This window comes from Paenibacillus salivarius (assembly GCF_051307165.1).
GTDB lineage: Bacteria > Bacillota > Bacilli > Paenibacillales > Paenibacillaceae > Fontibacillus.
The window spans coordinates 4,043,776-4,063,283 of record NZ_CP195592.1; the positions used below are offsets into that span (position 1 = coordinate 4,043,776).

Here is a 19,508-nt window from a genome sequence, read left to right on the forward strand (position 1 = left end):
TTCAATCGATGCGGTTTGTTCTTATTTTCATCCATTTTTGCAGTTTTTATTTCCTAAGTCCCCCCTTTTTTCTTTTGTAAACGTTTTGTAAGCGGTATATTAAGAATCGGTCACTATTACATTAACACTAACGTAAATCCTCAAATAAAAGTTTACTTAATAGCTCATTTTTATTTAAACTTTTTTGCTATCATTTGAAACGGAAATGAAGAGCGGATTCACAATAACTCAAAAAAAGGGTATATTAACTGACACAGTCCTCTGTCCTTGAAAAAGGCTACGGAATAGATCGAACAACCAAACCAGGCGCGGAGGGATCTTTATGGCACGATGGTTTCAAAAACTGGTTCAACTGGACCAAAAGCTTTTTGTAGGGATTAATGTCCGTTTACATCGCAGTTTTCTTAATTTTTGGCTGTACCATCTTACTCATTTGGGCGGCGCCTGGTTCACCATCCTGGCCACGTTGGCCGTTTGGCTAGTCGCTCCCAAACCGTGGAGCACCGTAGGTCTTCAGGCCTGCGTCGCTTTGGCGATCAGCCACCTTCCCGTGGCGCTCGTCAAAAAAACATACCCTAGAGTCCGGCCTTATTTAACGTTGCCTGGCGCAAATACGTTTCGGAATCCGCTTACGGACCATTCTTTTCCTTCGGGACATACGACTGCGATATTTTCGGTAACCATTCCATTTATTGCTGCTCAGCCGGGACTTGTTTTTATTTTGGGACCCCTGGCATTGATCGTTGCCATTTCGCGGATTTATCTGGGTTTGCACTACCCTTCCGACGTGCTGGCCGGGGCTGTTGTCGGATCTTCGGTTGCCCTAGGAACGGTTGCATTATGGGCCTAAAGGGGATATTGTAAAGGTAGAAAAACCTTGCAGGAAAAGGTGAAACTAAAGTGCAAAAACGAAGGGTCTTGCTTTTATCTGAGGGGTTTGGAGCCGGGCACACCCAGGCGGCATATGCGCTCTCCAGCAGTTTACGCAAAGTGGCACCACACGTGCAGACAAAGGTTCTTGAGCTTGGCAGTTTTCTGAATCCGAGAGTGGCCCCGATTATTATTACGGCTTATAAGAAAACGGTATCCAGCCAACCTCGTCTCGTACGCATGATGTATCGCAGCAATTATAAAAAATCATTGAACCGACTGACGACGCTTGCTCTTCATCGGATATTCTATACGCGCACCATTCAAGTTATCCGTCAACTTCATCCGGACGTCATCGTTTGTACCCATATGATTCCGAGCGCCATCATTTCCCGGATCAAGCGGCTGGAGCTTCTCGATGTTCCGCTTTGTACCGTCATTACCGATTATGATGCTCACGGCTCATGGATCAGTCCTGAGGTCAACAGCTATCTCGTTTCGACGGACCAGGTCAAACAGAAGCTTCTGGAACGGGGCGTCGATGAGGAAAAAATCCGGATCACCGGCATCCCGGTCCATCCGAACTTTTGGGAGAGCCATCGGAAGGAAGACATCCGGGAACAATTCAAGCTCAAGGATATGCCTACCATTCTCGTCATGGGTGGTGGCTGGGGCTTTATGAAGGATGAAGCGGTCAACTCCCATTTGGCTTCCTATCGGGATCGGATCCAAATCATTTTCTGCTTCGGCAGCAACACCAAGTCGCTTGAGAAAATGAAAAAAGATCCCCGGTTTATTCATGAACATATCCACTTGCTCGGCTTTACCCGGGAAATCGACAAATTGATGGAAGTTTCGGACCTTCTGATCACGAAGCCGGGCGGCATGACTTGTACCGAAGGATTGGCCAAAGGAATTCCGATGCTGTTTCACAAGCCCCTCCCCGGGCAGGAGGAAGAAAACTCCCAGTACTTCGCCTCGCAAGGGTGGGGCACCCCGATCAGTTCGCTTGACGACATTACCGCTTGGATCCATCGGTTGACGGACGACTACGAAGAAGTCGTTCGGACCCGCGAGGAGGTTCTTCACAAGATCGCTAGTTTCTATCCGCTCCAAAGCGCGCAAGCCATCATGGATCTCATCGAGAACAATGAAATGAAGATGAACCATCTTTACTGATCGTACCAAAAAAGGCTCCGGCAATCGTGCCGGAACCTTTTTCGTTTTATGCGTCTAAAACTCGTCCATCTTATGTTCATGATAATGGCGAACTGCCGCTTCTCCGACTTTGACCTCGCAGCGGTATATCGGCATGCCTTGTCCCACGAATTTGCTCTCGTATTCCGTCATCACATGCTTTTCGTTTATTTCGCCGCGATGCAGATCGAGGGAAATATTGCTCATTTGCAATCCGCAAGCGGCAAAGGCATTGAGCGAAAATTCGAAGAGCTCCCGAGAATCCGTTTTGAAATGAATCTCTCCGCGCTCGTTAAGGAGCGTCCGGTATTTTTCCAAGAAACGGGGGTGGGTCAACCTTCTGCGCCAATGCTTCTTTTTCGGCCACGGGTCGCTGAAATTCAAATAAATCCGTTCGATTTCCCCCGGGGCGAAAAATTCCTCGATCGACTCGATATTTCCGAGTGCCAGACGGACATTCTTAGGATCCTCCTGCTCGCTTTCGCTCCAGATGGCGCGGACTTTCTCGCTGCCCCGGCGGATCAATTCATCGTACATATCCATCCCTACGAAATTGCACTCCGGATATTTAAAACTCATGCCGCTGATAAATCGTCCCTTCCCCATGCCGAGCTCGACATGAAGCGGCCGGTCGTTGCCGAACACCTGCGACCATTTCCCTTTATATTGTCCCGGATCCAGCACGACAAGGTCCTGCTGCTGCTCCAGATTTTCCCGGATCCCTTTTCTGCCGCGTAAACGCATCTTATTCCTCCTAAAGTTCCACATTCCATTACTGAGATATTGTGCCGAAGTTCGGCCGAAAAGTAAAGTGTTTTAAGGGTAGTTCGGAAACACGTTCATCAAATGAAAAAGGAATCCTTCGGGCCGCCGGGGAGACGGTCGTACGGATTCCTCTTTCGATATATTTTGGAATTGGGGTCCAAACGTTTTTTAGGTACCCTTAAAATAACATAATCTGTCATTCATCGCAAGAAACCCTGTCGTCTTCATTTCCCCTTTTTTCATGAATTTTGATACAATGAAGCTGTAGAAAGGAGCAAGAAATTGAATACGATAATGACAAGAACCCCTCTGCTTTGGGGCGACAAGCGTTTTCATACCTGGAACACCGAAATGCGGGAGCAGTTCGGGGAAAAAGTTTTTAAAGTAATGCTGGATGCGGGCTTTACTTGCCCGAACCGGGACGGTTCGATCGCCAAGGGCGGCTGTACGTTTTGCAGCGCCCGCGGTTCCGGAGACTTCGCCGGCAGCCGCCGGGACGATCTGGTGACCCAGTTTAACCATATCCGTGACAGACAGCATTTGAAATGGCCGCAAGCCAAATATATCGGATATTTTCAAGCGTATACGAACACGTATGCTCCAGTCAAAGAACTCCGGGAATACTACGAAGCCATTCTGGAGCAGCCGGGCGTTGTCGGCCTGTCGATCGCCACTCGCCCCGATTGTCTTCCGGACGATGTGGTCGATTATTTGGCCGAACTGAACGAACGCACCTACCTGTGGGTGGAGATGGGATTGCAGACCGTGCACGAATCGACTTCCGAGCTGATCAACCGCGCGCATGATACAAAGTGCTATCTCGATGCCGTGGAGAAGCTGCGGAAGCGCAATATCCGCGTATGCACCCATATCATCTACGGTCTGCCGCAGGAGACCCATGAAATGATGCTGGAAACGGGACGCGCCGTGGCAGCGATGGATGTTCAGGGCATCAAGATCCACCTGCTGCATTTAATGCGCAAAACGCCGATGGTCAAGCAATACGAGGCCGGGCTGCTCCGTTTTCTGGAACAGGACGAGTATGTCAAACTCATCGTGGACACGCTTGAATTCCTTCCGCCGGAAATGATCGTGCACCGCCTCACCGGAGACGCCCCGCGCGACCTGCTGATCGGACCGATGTGGAGCCTCAAAAAATGGGAAGTGCTGAACGCCATCGATCGCGAGTTGAGGCAAAGGGATACCTGGCAGGGTAAGTATTGGAGGGGTTGAGATGGGCTTTCTTTCAGTATTGAGCTTTGCGCATAAGCTGATCGGCGAACGGCTCCATCCCGGCGATATCGCAGCGGATGCTACGGCCGGAACCGGAGCGGATACGCTGTTTCTGGCCAAAGCCTGCGGCCCCCGCGGCAGGGTCTACGCCTTTGACATTCAGGCGGAGGCACTGGATTTGACCCGCGCCAGACTGGAGCGGGAAACGGCTGCCGCGGCGGAAACGCTGTCTGCCGTTACTTTGCTGCAAAGAAGCCATGAAGAGATGGAAACCGCCCTTCCGGCCGAGCTTCATGGCAAGCTGGGCGCGGTGATGTTCAATTTGGGCTATCTTCCCGCCGAAGGGGCCGATCCCACGCTGATCACCCATACGCCAAGTACGCTGAAAGCGCTGGATGCCGCCGTCAGGCTGCTCCGGCCGCGCGGAATCGTGACGGCGGTGCTTTATCCCGGACACCCGGGAGGAGACGAGGAAGCTGCCGCCGTAGAAGCCTGGGCGGCTTCCCTCCCTCAAACCGCAGGCCAGGCGGTGATCTACCGCCAACTGCAAAAGCCGGCTTCCCCTTACCTTATCGCCATTGAAAAAAGATAACGGCCGTTAATCTCTCGATGAAGGAAGAAAGGAAGTGCCGCGGCATGAAGGAGCAAACCTTTACCTTTGAAAATGAAGCCGGGCAGCATGTGTTTGTCTATGCCTGGTCTCCGGAGGAACTGCCCGACCGCCCGCGGGGAGCGGTTCAAATCGCCCACGGGATGAGCGAAAACGCCGCGCGTTATTACCGCTTCGCCCGGGTGCTGACGGACGCGGGATTCCTCGTGTACGCCAACGATCACCGGGGGCACGGCTTGACCGCCGCCACAGCGGATGAGTTAGGCTGGCCCGGCAACGACGGCCTGAACGGAATGGTCCGCGATATGATCGCCCTCGGCGGACGGATACGGGCGGAACATCCGGTTCTCCCCTTGTTTTTGATGGGACACAGTATGGGTTCGTTTCTGACGCAAAAAACGATGTATACCGGACCCGAACTTTACAACGGGTTTATTCTGACCGGCACCAACGGCCCCCGTAACTTGCTGGCCTTCGGTCAAAACCTTGCCGCGCTCCAGTCGGCAATCCAGGGTCCGGACCATCCGAGCTTGCTGATGAATGCGCTATCCTTCGGCACCTACAACAAAGGCTTCCTGCCGATGAGGACCCCTTTCGACTGGCTGTCCCGGGATGAACGGGAAGTCGACGATTACATCGCCGACCCGTTTTGCGGTTTTGTCTGCAGTGCCGGTTTCTTCCACGGGTTGTTCGGCCTATTGCGGGAAATCCACCGCCCTGACCGGATGCGGCTGATCCCCAAGGATAAGCCGGTTTACATTTTCGGGGGCGATGAGGATCCTGTGGGCTTCAACGGAAAAGGCGTTCGGCGGCTGGTTGCTTTGTACGAGCGTCTCGGCCTTCAGGATGTCGAAGTCAAACTGTACCCTGGAGGCAGGCACGAAATGTTGAACGAGACCAACCGGGACGAGGTCGCCCGCGATACGCTCGACTGGCTGCTCAGACATACGGAAGAGCCCATCTAAAAAAGACGGAAGCGAAACGAGGGTTCCCCCGTTCCGCTTCCGTCTTTTCCTTTCCGAGAGGCGGCAAAGCCCTTTACTGCGCGGTGTAGCCTCCGTCAACAAGCAATGAGGTACCGGTCGTGAAGTCATTCTCGCACAAGAATACGATCGCGTGCGCAATTTCTTCGGGTTTGCCAAGCCTTCCGATCGGATGTCTTGCCACAAGTCCGTCGTAAAAATCGCCTAACGCTTCTTTGTTCACCATCCCGGATTCGACATAACCCGGGCAGATGGCGTTGACCCGAATATTTTTGTCGGCATATTCGAGGGCCAGCGATTTCGTCATGAGATTTACGGCGCCTTTCGAGGCGTTATATGCAAAGGCTCCCGCCTCCCCGACATGACCCAAAATGGAAGCCGTGTTCACGATCGAACCTCCTCCCGTTTTCAACATTTCCCGGATCGCATACTTCGAGCCGAAAAACACCCCGTTTTGATTGACCGTGATTACTTTATTGTAATCCTCGAAAGAGAGCTCGTGCGTGGCCGCCAATATGCCTACTCCCGCATTGTTGACGATGATATCCAGCTTGCCGTACTTTTTGACCGTTTCGGAAACCAGGCGTTCCACCGATTGTTCATCCGCGACGTTCACCTGAACAAACAGTACGTCTCCGCCTCTGCCCTGCAATTCCTTTTCTTTCGCTTTTCCCGCTTGTTCGTTATAGTCGGCGATAACCACTTTGGCGCCTTTATCGATAAAAGCTTCCGCCGTCGCCAATCCGATTCCGGAAGCTCCTCCGGTCACGATAGCCACCTTACCGCTCAATTGCGTCATTGCCCGTATCCTCCTTGATGTTCGCAATAATTTTTCCCGTAATATCGTCCCCAGCCCAAGGCGGGAACATACAGGTCAAGCGGAAATCATTGCATTTACATCTAAAAAAGCTCCCCGAAACAATAGCGGGGGGGGGGACCCGTCTATTGCCCAGGGAGCATATATGAAGACTAAAGCTAAGGTCAGCTTTCTTCATCCTTTGCCGGTTTATTGTCTGTTTGCGCCTCCTCTTCCAAAGGCGGCTGGTCCAGCCAGCTGCGGATCATGGACAAAAGCTGCGCGCTGTTGACGGGCTTGGTGATGTAATCGGACGCACCAGCCTCAAGGCAAGCTTCGCGATCTCCGCTCATCGCCTTGGCGGTCAGCGCGATAATCGGCAGACTTTGGAATTTCGGATTTTGGCGGATGGCTCTGGTCGTTTCGTATCCATCCATGATCGGCATCATGATATCCATGAGCACAATTTCTATGGACGGGGTCGACTCGAGAATTTGAATCGCTTCCTGTCCGTTCTCCGCCGGAATGACTTTCATGTTATGGCGCTCCAGAATCGTCGTCAGCGCAAAAATATTGCGGATATCGTCGTCCACGACGAGCACCTGCTTGGAAGTGATCATTTCATCGGATTCATGCAGATTGACGAGCTTTTGCCGCGCCGCTTCGGGCAAGCTTTCCGCTTTGCGATGCAGGAACAGGCTCGACTCGTCCATCAGCTGGATCTGATTTTTGACTTCCCTGATCACGGACGATTTCATCAAATCCTCAAGCTGGATCTCCTGATCCGGCGTCCATTTCCGGCTTCGGTTCAAGAGAATCGGCACCGATTTGTTTTGCAGTTTTTTGTGGATCTCATGCACGAGACCAAGCGTATCGGCACCGCTCAAATCATTATCGATCAGAATCGCGTCAAATCGATCCGGCTTTAGCTGATTCAGCGCTTTGCGTGCGGTATCGGCCTCGACGATTTCGAGGTCTTGCCCGGCCAGGAATCCGACCGTCTCATTCCGGACATCGTCATGGCTAATGACCACAAGAAGGCGGTGAGTCTCGCGATTGGCGAAGATCCGCAATTGATCCAGCTTCGTTTCCAGCTCCTCGTTCGTCACCGGTTTGCCGATGTAGTCGTACACGCCTTTTTGCCGCAGAGGAATTTCATCCTCCTCGACCATAATTACACAAATCGGAATATGCCGGACGCTAAGATCGTTCTTCAATTGATCGATGATCAGCCAACCGTCCATATCCTTCAGACGCAGGTCCAAGGTAATCGCGTCGGGTTGATATTTTTGCGCAAGCTCCAACGCTCCGTTCCCACGGGTCGTAATGATCGCCTTGATTCCTTTTTTGTGCAAAACGTCAAGAAGAATCTCGTTGAACTTTACGTCGTCTTCCACGATCAGGAACACGCTGTCGCCCGGCTCGATGGAATCCCGGTCATCGCGGATCGTCCGTTCTTCCTTCGGCGTGCCGTTGCGCTTGGACTCGCGAGGGGTCACGTCGATCACTTCTGGAACATATTTCACCGCCGGTTGAACGGATTCCGGAGCGGGAGCTTCCTCCGTCTCGTGTCCCGGTATATCCGTGTAGAGAGGCAGATAAAGGTTAAAGACGCTTCCCTTGCCTACGACGCTGCGAAGCGTGATCTCGCCGCCGAGCAACGAGGCGATTTCCCGGGAGATAGCCAGCCCGAGCCCGGTTCCGCCATATTGACGGCTCGTGCTTCCGTCCGCTTGCTGGAACGCCTCGAAGATGATGCTTTGCTTATCGACGGGAATCCCGATGCCTGTATCGCTGACCGAGAAGCAGATGACCTCCTTGGCCCGGTTCAGTTTCTCGATCCCCGAGCTCCAGCCTTCATCGGCTTTGAAGATGTTCAGGAGCACCCGCCCCTCTTCGGTGAACTTGAATGCATTGGAAAGCAGGTTCTTCAGTACCTGCTGCAGCCGCTTCGGATCGGTCATCATCGTTTCCGGCAATTTCGGATCCACCGTAATGGAAAAATCCAGTTTTTTATCGTCGACCATGTGCCGGAACGTTCTCTCCAGGCTGTCTTTAACCTCGTCGATCTTCAACTCGTTGTAGTTTGCGGTAACGGTCCCCGATTCGATCTTGGACAGATCGAGAATGTCATTGATCAGCTCCAGCAGCTCGATGCCCGCATCCTGAATCGTCTGGGCGAATTTTACCTGGTATTCGGTCAAGTTCCGGTCCGGGTTCTCGGCCAGCTGCTCCGCCAGAAGCAGCAAAGAATTGAGCGGGGTACGCAGCTCATGCGACATGTTGGCCAAGAACTCGGATTTATAGCGCGAGGTCAATGCAAGCTGCTCGGCTTTTTCCTCCAGAACCCGTTTGGCGATTTCGAATTCTTTGTTCTTGCTTTCCACTTCCGCTTTTTGCAGGACGAGCAGCTTGGCCTTTTCCTCCAGCTCCTCGTTCGTATTCTGAAGCTCCTGCTGCTGGTTCTGCAGCTCCTCCGTAAGCGATTGGGACTGCATCAGCAATTCCTCGGTACGGCGGTTGGCCTGCATCGTGTTGATCACGATCCCGATCGATTCCGTCAGTTGATCAAGAAAATCGAGGTCGATATCCGTAAACTGCCGGAATGAAGCCAGCTCAAGCACGGCAAGCACTTGATCCTCGAAAATAATCGGCAACAGCACGATATTCAACGGAACCGCTTCTCCAAGGCCGGAGGATATCATGACATAATCGTTCGGGACATTGGTGAGCAGGATACGCTGCTTTTCGATCAGGCACTGGCCGACAAGCCCTTCGCCTACCCGGAACCGGTTCGATAAATGCTTCCGCTGCTGGTACGCGTAGCTGGCAAACAAAGCCAGCGTCTGCTCCCCGTCGACCGTTTCGTTGATATACATTACGCCATGCTGCATCGATACCAACGGCGCGAGCTCCGACAGGATCATGCGGCACACCGCGTACAGATCCCGCTGTCCTTGAAGCATTCTCGTGAATTTGGCCAGGTTCGTCTTCAGCCAATCCTGCTCGGTATTGATCCGCGTCGTTTCCTTCAGGTTGCGGATCATTTCGTTCACATTGTCCTTCAGCTCCGCAACCTCGCCGGCCGCAGCCACATCGATGCTGCGGGACAGGTCCCCTTTCGTCACTGCGGTCGCTACCGTAGTAATCGCGCGAACCTGGGAAGTCAGCGTACTCGCCATGTAATTCACGTTATCGGTCAAATCGCGCCACGTGCCGGCCGCGCCCGGCACATTGGCCTGGCCGCCGAGCTTGCCTTCCGCCCCTACCTCCCGGGCCACGGTCGTCACCTGGTCGGCAAATGTGGCGAGCGTATCGATCATATTATTGATCGTATCGGTCAGCTCCGCGATTTCGCCTTTGGCTTCCACCGTCAGCTTCTGCTTCAAATTCCCGTTCGCGACGGCCGTAACCACCTTCGCGATGCCTCGTACCTGATCGGTCAGGTTCTCGGCCATAATGTTGACGTTGTCGGTCAAATCCTTCCAAATACCGCCTACGCCCCGGACCTGGGCTTGTCCGCCCAGTTTTCCGTCGGTGCCCACCTCTCTCGCCACGCGCGTCACCTCGGAAGCGAACGAGTTCAGCTGGTCCACCATCGTATTGATCGTGTTTTTGAGTTCTAGCAGTTCGCCTTTGACATCGACCGTAATCTTCTTCGATAAATCCCCGTTGGCCACCGCCGTCGTCACCCCGGCGATATTCCGCATCTGGATCGTCAGGTTGCTCGTCATCGTATTCACCGTATCCGTCAGGTCTTTCCACGTTCCGGATACGTCCTTGACGTCCGCCTGTGCGCCGAGCTTGCCTTCCGTACCGACTTCCCTGGCGACGCGCGTTACTTCGGAAGCAAACAGGCTCAGCTGGTCGACCATCGTGTTCATCGTGTTCTTAAGCTCCAGGATTTCGCCTTTCGCGTCGACGGTGATTTTTTTGGAAAGGTCGCCTTTGGCCACCGCCGTGGTGACATCCGCAATGCCCCGTACTTGATCGGTCAGATTGCGGGCCATGTTGTTCACGCCTTCGGTCAGGTCTTTCCACGTGCCTCCGACGCCCTTTACCTCGGCTTGTCCGCCAAGCTTGCCCTCCGTGCCGACCTCCAGCGCCACCCGCGTCACCTCGGAAGCGAAGGTCGACAACTGGTCGACCATCGTATTGATCGTATTTTTCAATTCCAGAATTTCGCCCTGCACGTCCGCGGTAATCTTCTTCGAGAGATCCCCGTTCGCCACCGCCGTCGTAACGACCGCGATGTTGCGCACCTGATTCGTCAGGTTGGACGCCATATAGTTAACGCTTTCAGTTAAATCGCGCCATGTGCCCGCCACCCCGCGGACCGTGGCCTGGCCGCCGAGTATGCCGAGCGTACCGACCTCGCGGGCCACCCGCGTCACTTCGGACGCGAACGTCGAAAGCTGATCGACCATCGTATTGATCGTATTTTTCAATTCCAAAATTTCGCCCTTGGCATTGACCGTAATATGTTTGGACAAATCGCCGTTAGCCACCGCCGTCGTCACTTCGGCGATATTCCGTACCTGGTTCGTCAGGTTGGACGCCATGTAATTGACGCTCTCCGTCAGGTCCCGCCACGTCCCCGCTACCCCGGTCACTTCCGCCTGGCCGCCGAGAATGCCTTCCGTACCGACTTCGCGCGCCATCCGCGTCACTTCGGAAGCGAAGGTCGACAACTGATCGACCATCGTATTGATCGTGATCTTTAACTCCAAAATTTCGCCCTGAATATTGGCCGTAATCTTTTTGGACAAATCGCCGTTGGCCACCGCGGTCGTGACGACCGCAATATTCCGGACCTGGTCGGTCAAATTCGACGCCATGTCATTGACGCTCTCCGTCAGGTCCTTCCAAGTTCCCGACACGCCTTTGACCTCGGCCTGGCCGCCGAGTTTGCCCTCCGTACCGACCTCCCGCGCCACGCGCGTCACTTCGGAGGCAAACATGGAAAGCTGGTCGACCATCGTGTTGATCGTGTCCTTCAGTTCCAAAATTTCGCCTTTCGCGTTAACGGTAATTTGCTTCGTCAAATCGCCTTTGGCGACGGCCGTCGTCACGGCCGCGATGTTGCGCACTTGATCGGTCAGGTTGGCCGCCATGTTATTCACGCTGTCCGTCAAATCCTTCCACGTTCCGGACACGCCCTTAACATCCGCCTGCCCGCCGAGAATCCCCTCGGTACCGACCTCGCGGGCCACCCGCGTAACCTCCGAGGCGAAGGTACTCAGCTGGTTCACCATCATATTAATGTTTTTGGCCGTCCGCAAATATTCTCCGGTCAGCGGTCTGCCTTCAAACTCCACTTCCACTTTCTGCGTCAGGTCCCCTTGGGCAACCGCATTGATGACCCGGGCCACCTCCGCGGTCGGCTGAACCAGGTCGCTGACAAGCCCGTTAAGCGAGCTTACGATCGTTTCCCAGGCGCCGCCTGTATTTTTATGGCTGAATCTGCGAGATAGCTTGCCCTCTTTTCCCACCACTTCGGCTACCGTTCCTATTTCGCCCACCAAATTTTCCAGCATGTCCATCACTTCGTTAAACGTATCGGACACCTTGCCGGAAATACCCGTCCTGTCATAAGGCATTCTGAAAGAAAAGTTTCCTTTCTTCATGGCCATTAAAGCATTCAGCAACTCACCGGTGTCTACAGAATCGTTCGGTGACGATGGCTGCTGTTGTTCCAGATCCGACATCATTAATCCTCTCCCGACATTATTCTATAAGTTACTTGAAGCTTGGTCCTACCTTTTGACAATAGTTTGCACGTTATATTTTACATGGAAATATGTGGTCTGTCATGCTCGCGAAAAATCCCGCCTTAGCCTGTAGGCTAGGGCGGGATTCCACAAAAGACCGGAAACTAGTATAAGAAAGCTCTGGAAACGATCACAAGCAGAATGAACAATACGAGAATAGCTCCAGTGGACGTCCAGATGCCGCCCCCGTATCCCCCGCCGCCATATCCGACGTTGCTTCCGACTACACCACTCACTACGGATTCCTCCTTTGGTTTAGAGTTCACCCTATTCTATTCGGAATTGTGCGGTTGGTTTGGGCAAAACCCATAGATGGGCTGACAGGGCAACGTCAACCCTCATCGCGGCATCGTAAAGTAAAGAGGACGATCGTCCGAATTTTGCTGGTAGAGGACAATAAGCAAAGAATTTTCGGAATCATTCAAATGATCCGAATTCCCCTTACCTTCCAGCACCTTTTCTATTGAAAAATCGAGCTCCTCGACCACGGCGTATTTCTGCAGTTCGCGTTCTCCCTGCTCCAGTGACGCAAACGAGCCGGACACTTCTTGAGGCCGTTCGGCCAGCTGCTTGAGATACCGGCTCCGGCGGTCTTTGTCCATGCGGTCCTCCCACCAGATTTTGCGGGGTTTGTACTTATGCCCCAAGAGATAATCCAGCTTCATCAGTCCAAGCACGACATCCGGCTTCTTCATCCCGCGCCAATTCAAAAATTCATTCAGCCTTGTGAACAGGTCCTCAAGTTGATGACCGATCCGCTGCCATCCGCGCTCTTCCCAGTAGTCTCCAAACTCTTGGAAGAAGTCGAACGGTGAATCAAATTCGCTTGAGATCAGGTACTCTACCGTATGATCCATCCGGTGATCGTTCCAGTATTTTTCCAGCACATCCTCCAGCCGCTTCAGCCGGACAATGTCGGAAAACGGCAGGTAATCGTTACCCAAGATCTCATATGGCGCATGATTCATATACACGTAGTTGTACTTTTCGGCATCATTGCGGAGTCCGGTACCGCGCAGCATTTTCAAAAAGCCCAGCTGCAATTCTTCCGGACGCAACTCGAACACATCGTTAAACGTTTTACGGAACGTGGCGTAATCCTCTTCCGGCAAACCCGCGATCAGATCCAGATGCTGGTCGATCTTGCCGCTCTCTTTGATTTTAGTGACCGTTCGGGTCAGCTTGGTAAAGTTCTGACGCCGCTTGACCAGCAAATTGGTCGGGTCATTCGTGGACTGCACCCCGATTTCAAACCGGAAAATTCCGGGCGGCGCGTTCTCCGACAAATAATCGAGCACCTCCGGACGCATGATGTCCGCCGTAATTTCAAACTGGAATACGCAGCCGTTATGGTTGTGCACGAGAAACTCGAACATTTCCATCGCATAACTGCGGTTGATATTGAAGGTACGGTCGAGGAATTTTATCGTTTTTGCTCCGTTTTGAATCAGATACAAGATATCCGACTTCACCCGTTCGATATCATAATACCTGACGCCCACCTCGATGCTGGACAAACAGAACTGGCAGCTGAACGGACAGCCCCGGCTTGTTTCGAAATAGACGATCCGCTTGCTTAAATTCGGAATATCTTCGGGAAAACGGTGCGGCGAAGGCAGCGTATTCAGGTCGGATTTCGGACGAGGCGGATTGATCCGCACTTCCCCGTCCTTCCGGTACGCGGCTCCGAACACGAAGTGGAACTTCCGGTCCCCGGCAAGCTCCTGCAGCAGATGATGGAATGTTTCTTCCCCATCGCCCATAACGATAAAATCGACTTCCCGCGCGCGCTCCATCCAATATTCCGTATCGTAAGACACCTCGGGGCCGCCGAGAACGACGGCGGTGTCCGGGAGCACCTTTTTAAGCAGCTCGACCACTTTCAACGTCTCTTCGATGTTCCATATATAACAGGAAAAGCCGACGACGTCCGGACGCTTTTGATACAGGTCGGACACAATGTTGAGGACCGGGTCCTTGATCGTGTATTCGGCCAAGTCGATGTCGAACTCATGCCCGCTGTAGGCTTTTAGGAGCCGGATCGCCAGCGAGGTGTGTATATATTTTGCGTTTAAAGTTGCCAAAATGACTTTCATATATTGTCCCAACCCTATTCCATGTTTTGAAAAAACTCCAGAAACGGCGTACCGTACTTACGGTACTTCACTTCGCCGACACCCTTGATCCGCAGCATTTCCGATTCGCTCGTCGGGCATACGACGCTCATTTCGCGCAAGGTCGCATCATTGAAAATAATGTACGACGGTACCCGCTCTTTCTCGGCCAGGTCCCTGCGGATCAAGCGCAGCTGCTCGAACACCGTCTCGTTGACGGCCGAAGGTCCGTCGTCGTACATGCCGCTTCGGCTGCGTCGCGATCCGGCGGCTGTCCCGGATCCCGCCTTCGCGGCCTTCGGTTCCGGCGCCCGCATCATCACCTGTTGCCGGCCCCTCAGCACCTCCGCGGCCAGCGGCTGCAGCCGGACGACAGGGTATTGCCCCTCGGACAGCGCCAAATACCCCTCGGCGACGAACATATTGATCAGCTCGGAAATCTCCTTCTCGGTCTTGCGGCGCATCATACCGTAAGTCGGAAGCTGATCGAACCGGTACTGAAGCACTTTTTTGTTTTGCGAGCCCTTCAGCACCGAGGAAACGAGCGAGACGCCGAACCGCTCTCTCATCCGGTGAATGCAGGAGAAAACGATTTGCGCGTCCACCGTCATATCGACAAGTTCCCGTTCGTCCCGGCAGGAGCTGCAAATGCCGCAAGGCTTCCTGTCGTGAACTTCGCCGAAATAATCGAGCATCGCCCACCGCAGGCAGCCCGGCGAGTAGCAGTACTCGACCATCTGCTGCAGCTTCCGGTATTCGTTGCGCTTCCGGTCCTCGTCCTGCGGATTTTGCTCGATCAGAAACTTCTGGGTCATAATGTCCTGGGGACTGAACAGCAAAATGCAATCGCTCGGCTCTCCGTCCCGCCCGGCGCGTCCCGCCTCTTGCACGTAGGCTTCCATATTTTTCGGCATATTGTAATGGATAACATAGCGTACATTCGATTTGTCGATGCCCATGCCGAACGCGTTGGTGGCGACCATCACGCGAATATCGTCGTACAGAAAGGCTTCCTGGGCCTCGTCCCGCTCCCGGTCGGTCAATCCGGCATGATACCGGCCGGCCGGAATGCCGTTCTCTCTGAGGCGTTGATACAGATCGTCCACCTCTTTGCGGGTCGCCGCATAGATAATGCCCGGCTGGTGGCCGTGCGAATCCACGTAATTGCCGATAAATTCGCGCTTATTCTCGCCGCGCAGTACCGACATGGCCAGGTTGTCGCGGCCCAGGCCCGTTACGAACACGGCCGGATCGTTCAGTTTGAGCAGCCGGATCATGTCCTCCTTGACCTCCGGCGTGGCCGTCGCGGTAAACGCCGCCAAAATCGGACGCTTCGGCAATCCGTTCACGAACGGCTCGACCGCGAGATAGCTCGTCCGGAAATCATGGCCCCACTGCGAGACGCAGTGCGCCTCGTCGACGGCGACGCAGGATAAGTCCAGGCCGCTCATCTCCTCGCGGAACCAGTCCAGCTCCAGCCGCTCGGGAGCGACGTAAAGCAGCTTCAGTTCCCCTTGTCTCGCCGCGCGAATGCGGTCATTGACCTCTTTGCCCGACAGGGTGCTGTTAATGTAGGCGGCCGGGACTCCCATTGCGGTCAGCGCGTCCACCTGGTCCTTCATCAGCGAGATGAGCGGAGATATGACCAGCGTCAGGCCCGGGTACAGAAGCGCGGGAATCTGATAACAGATCGATTTCCCCCCGCCGGTAGGCATAATGCCAAGCGTATCGGCCCCGTCCAGCATGCTGGCGACGATCTTCCGCTGACCTTCGCGGAAATCGGGGTAGCCGTAATATTTTTGCAGCAGCCCTTGCGCCTGTTCCATCCGGGTCGTTTGAATATTCATTGCGAATTGACTCCTTTTTCAGATCACAAAAAGTATAAGCTTCAAGTATCCGCTGCTTGAGATCACAAGTCATACGAATTAGAAAATTTACTTATCTATTATATACTTTCTTGGGAAGAATAGCAGGTAGGGAGATATCGGATAGATGGATTCATTGGAAAAATTCCAACCATTCTCTTGATAAACAACGGTTTCAGACAATCCCATTGGAAAAATTCCAACCAAAATGCCCGCAAACTCTCTTTTGAAGCGAAAAATATAGATTTCCATTGGATTTTTTCCAATGGAGGATCTCGAATCGGGAGAAACCATAACCTTTACGTGGTGCGCCCTCCCCCGGCATGTTATAGTATTATCGACCAATCTGACAGAAAAAGGACAAGGATCATGAACAAATCCCGTAAAGAACCGACAGCTAACCATATATCGAAAAAATCATCCGGAACCCCGTTCGGCGGCAAAAAGAAATCCGGCGCCGCCCACGGTTCCGTCGACAACCGCCGTCTATCGCAAGGAAAGAAACCGGCTCCCAAGATCGTCGCCGGGTCTTCCGCCGAGGAGATCCGCCCGGGCGACCGCATCGTGGTGACGATCAAGCGGCTCGGCATCAACGGCGAGGGCGTCGGCTACTTCAAACGGAAGGCCGTCTTCATCGAGGGCGCGCTCCCGAACGAGGTGATCAAGGCGGAGGTCACCCGAACGGAACCGAAATTCATCGCCGCCAAATTGATTGAAATCGAGAAGCGCTCCCCATACCGGGTGGACGCCCCTTGCCCGGTATTCGGCATTTGCGGCGGCTGCCAAATTCAGCATTTGTCTTACGAGGGCCAGCTCGCCGCCAAAGAGGACATCGTTCGCGAAGCCTTTTCCCGGTACGCCGGGCTGCAGGACATCCGGATGAAGCCGATTCTCGGCATGGATCATCCGTGGGATTACCGCAACAAAGCCCAGCTCCAGCTCGGCGTGCAGGAGGAAGGCGTGATCGCCGGGCTGTATGCGATGGATTCGCACCGGCTGATCGACATTACCGGCTGTCCGATCCAGCACCCGAAGGTAAACGAAGCGGTCGATCGGACCCGAAATGTGCTGCAGCGGCTGGGCATCCCGATTTACCGGGAAAAAGGCAACGAAGGCCTCGTCCGCACCATCGTGGTGCGCTGGGGGTTCCAGTCCGGCCAGCTTCAGGTGACGCTTGTCACGGTAAACGACAAGCTCCCGCGGCGGGAAGAGCTGGTTCGTGATCTCCGGGCAGCCATGCCGGAGCTGACCAGCATCGCGATGAACGTCAATCCGAAGAACACGTCGCTCGTGTTCGGCAACAAGACGTTCATCCTCTGGGGCGAGGACAGCATTCAAGAATCGCTCGGCGATCTTGATTTCACGCTGTCCCCGCGGGCGTTCTTCCAGCTGAATCCGATCCAGACGGTCAAGCTGTATGAATCGGTGCGCGGCGCCGCCGGGCTCACCGGCCGGGAGTCGGTGGTCGACGCCTACTGCGGCACCGGCACGATCGGCCTGTGGCTTGCGCCGCACGCGCGCGAGGTCCGCGGCATCGAGACGATCCCCGAGGCCGTGGAAGACGCAAAAGCGAATGCCGTCCGCAACGGCAGAACCAACGCTTCGTTCTATCATGGCCAGGCGGAAGAGCTGCTTCCGCGCTGGGCAAAGGCGGGCTACGCCCCCGACGTCATCGTCGCCGATCCGCCGCGCACCGGCCTGGACGCCCGGTTCCTCGACGCCGTACTGCGCACGAAGCCGAAGCGCTTCGTCTACGTGTCCTGCAATCCGTCCACCTTGGCTAAAGATTGCAAAGTGCTGGAAGGCGGCGGCTACAAGGTCGAATGGGTGCAGCCGGTCGATATGTTTCCGCAGACAAGCCATGTGGAGTGTACGGTGTTACTTACGCGGAGCGGAGTCTAGAAGTTCCCTCGGCTGATTTATTTCTTCTAGTTTTCCGAGTCGACCAACGTACCGGGATGTTTTTAAAAATTTGTATGCAAAGGGGGATCCGAAATGGCAAACAGCAATACCAAGGAGTTGTCACCCGAACTACTTCAAGAACTTCTCAACACATTGAAAGTCCGTTTTGAGAAAAACATGAACCGCCATCAGGGGATTGAATGGGCTAAGGTACAAGAAAAGCTTGCAGCTAACGCCGAAAAACTGTGGTCGCTTCATCAAATGGAATCTACCGGCGGAGAACCGGATGTCGTCGGCCATGATAAAGAGACGGGCGAATATATTATTTATGATTGTTCGGCGGAAAGTCCTAAGGGTCGCAGAAGCGTTTGTTACGACCGTGAAGCGTTGGAGTCAAGGAAAGAACATAAACCGGCAAATAGCGCGATCGAAATGGCGGATGCCATGGGCATTGAGCTTTTAACGGAAGAACAATACCGGGACCTGCAGAAACTTGGAAACTTCGATATGAAAACATCCAGTTGGGTGAGAACGCCTGCCAATATTAGAAAACTCGGCGGAGCACTTTTTTGCGATCGTCGCTACGACACCGTTTTTGTGTACCACAACGGGGCGGAATCCTACTATGCGGCAAGGGGGTTCCGAGGCTCGCTAAGGGTCTAAATATTCATAACCGCCAATACACAGTGTTATCACTGGATTGGCGGTTTGTCTTATTTATGTGCTTTATTTGCTTGGCGCAACACCTTTTATCAGCAATTCCGTCCATTGGGCGGTATAAGGGAGGATCCTCTGGTAGATATGCGGGCTGGAGATCCCTTCAACCAGGGCCTGGAAATAAATCAGAAGAAATTCATCCGAATATTTCAGATCAACCTTGCCTTCTTTCCGACCGCGGTGAAATAAATCCAACATGAGACTGTAGCTTTCGTTGACATGCTCCTGCATCATCAGTGATAAACCGTTCTCGTCCTTCTTCGTAAAATAATCCATTAAATCGAAATAAAACTGCTTGTTGATCTTCTCCAGATAATGAATTTTGATCTGACTCATGGCAATGAGCGTTTCTTCGAATGGCTTATTTTCGGCCATGATTTTTCGGGCCTTCTCCCCCATTTGAGTTAAAAAATACTTAAACACCTCAAGGATCAGGTTTTCTTTGCTCCCAAAATACTTAAAAATCGTCGTTTTACCGACATTGGCATGTTTAGCAATCTCATCCATCGTTACATTTTCGATGCCGGCTTCGGTATTCATCAAGTTAAAAGTTGCCTCCAGAACTTGATTTTTCTTCGCTTGTGTCCTCTTTTCAAAACCATTCATTCCTTATTTTCCTGCTTTCGACTATTTTAATTAAAAATTATCAAGGAGGATTTAGTTCGTATTTCACCTTCCTAATTTA

At 53.3% G+C, this 19,508-nt stretch carries 14 protein-coding genes; 7 read left to right on the top strand and 7 right to left on the bottom strand.

The features are described from left to right. The first annotated feature begins 322 nt into the window (after positions 1-322). Positions 323-850: a phosphatase PAP2 family protein gene (locus ACSFXJ_RS18710; RefSeq protein WP_435921925.1), complete on the top strand. Its 528-nt coding sequence runs from the start codon at positions 323-325 to the stop codon at positions 848-850. 50 nt (positions 851-900) lie between these two features. Beyond that, on the top strand, positions 901-2,049 hold the full coding sequence (locus ACSFXJ_RS18715) for an MGDG synthase family glycosyltransferase (protein ID WP_435921926.1): 1,149 nt from the start codon (positions 901-903) through the stop codon (positions 2,047-2,049). 54 nt (positions 2,050-2,103) lie between these two features. Here the strand turns inward: ACSFXJ_RS18715 and trmB are convergent, their stop codons facing one another. After that, the gene (gene trmB, locus ACSFXJ_RS18720) at positions 2,104-2,811 is read right to left on the bottom strand and encodes a tRNA (guanosine(46)-N7)-methyltransferase TrmB (protein ID WP_435921927.1); all 708 of its coding nucleotides are present in this window, start codon (positions 2,809-2,811) and stop codon (positions 2,104-2,106) included. Between the two features lie 315 nt (positions 2,812-3,126). Here trmB and ACSFXJ_RS18725 point away from each other — a divergent pair, with 315 nt between their 5' ends. Genes ACSFXJ_RS18725 through ACSFXJ_RS18735 form a run of 3 tightly spaced genes read left to right on the top strand, consistent with a single transcriptional unit; the run spans position 3,127 to position 5,640 of the window. Further along, positions 3,127-4,065, top strand: coding sequence for a TIGR01212 family radical SAM protein (locus ACSFXJ_RS18725; RefSeq protein ID WP_435925806.1), 939 nt, complete (start codon positions 3,127-3,129; stop codon positions 4,063-4,065). Position 4,066: 1 nt separating this feature from the next. Further along, on the top strand, positions 4,067-4,657 hold the full coding sequence (locus tag ACSFXJ_RS18730; protein WP_435921928.1) for a tRNA (mnm(5)s(2)U34)-methyltransferase: 591 nt from the start codon (positions 4,067-4,069) through the stop codon (positions 4,655-4,657). A gap of 44 nt (positions 4,658-4,701) precedes the next feature. Beyond that, entirely contained in the window at positions 4,702-5,640 is a 939-nt protein-coding gene (locus tag ACSFXJ_RS18735; protein ID WP_435921929.1) for a lysophospholipase, read from the top strand. 73 nt (positions 5,641-5,713) lie between these two features. Here ACSFXJ_RS18735 and ACSFXJ_RS18740 read toward each other — a convergent pair whose 3' ends face one another. From ACSFXJ_RS18740 to recQ, 5 genes are all read right to left on the bottom strand, one after another. Continuing rightward, positions 5,714-6,457: an SDR family NAD(P)-dependent oxidoreductase gene (locus tag ACSFXJ_RS18740; RefSeq protein ID WP_435921930.1), complete on the bottom strand. Its 744-nt coding sequence runs from the start codon at positions 6,455-6,457 to the stop codon at positions 5,714-5,716. Between the two features lie 182 nt (positions 6,458-6,639). Further along, on the bottom strand, positions 6,640-12,162 hold the full coding sequence (locus ACSFXJ_RS18745; protein ID WP_435925808.1) for a HAMP domain-containing protein: 5,523 nt from the start codon (positions 12,160-12,162) through the stop codon (positions 6,640-6,642). Positions 12,163-12,329: 167 nt separating this feature from the next. After that, entirely contained in the window at positions 12,330-12,461 is a 132-nt protein-coding gene (locus ACSFXJ_RS18750) for a YjcZ family sporulation protein (RefSeq protein WP_435921931.1), read from the bottom strand. A gap of 102 nt (positions 12,462-12,563) precedes the next feature. Beyond that, positions 12,564-14,321, bottom strand: a complete 1,758-nt coding sequence (locus tag ACSFXJ_RS18755) for a B12-binding domain-containing radical SAM protein (protein WP_435921932.1) — start codon at positions 14,319-14,321, stop codon at positions 12,564-12,566. 14 nt (positions 14,322-14,335) lie between these two features. Next, positions 14,336-16,186: a DNA helicase RecQ gene (gene recQ, locus ACSFXJ_RS18760; protein ID WP_435921933.1), complete on the bottom strand. Its 1,851-nt coding sequence runs from the start codon at positions 16,184-16,186 to the stop codon at positions 14,336-14,338. 387 nt (positions 16,187-16,573) lie between these two features. On the opposite strand from recQ, the gene rlmD reads away from it, so the two are divergent. Beyond that, positions 16,574-18,106 carry a 23S rRNA (uracil(1939)-C(5))-methyltransferase RlmD gene (gene rlmD, locus ACSFXJ_RS18765; RefSeq protein ID WP_435925809.1) on the top strand — a complete coding sequence of 511 codons (1,533 nt, stop codon included), beginning with the start codon at positions 16,574-16,576 and terminating at the stop codon, positions 18,104-18,106. A 93-nt stretch (positions 18,107-18,199) separates the two neighbouring features. Continuing rightward, positions 18,200-18,769 (top strand): DUF4256 domain-containing protein, encoded by a 570-nt coding sequence (locus ACSFXJ_RS18770; protein ID WP_435921934.1) that lies wholly within the window; start codon positions 18,200-18,202, stop codon positions 18,767-18,769. A gap of 63 nt (positions 18,770-18,832) precedes the next feature. On the opposite strand, the gene ACSFXJ_RS18775 is transcribed toward ACSFXJ_RS18770, so the two are convergent. Next, positions 18,833-19,429: a TetR/AcrR family transcriptional regulator gene (locus ACSFXJ_RS18775; protein WP_435921935.1), complete on the bottom strand. Its 597-nt coding sequence runs from the start codon at positions 19,427-19,429 to the stop codon at positions 18,833-18,835. Between the last annotated feature and the right edge of the window lie 79 nt (positions 19,430-19,508).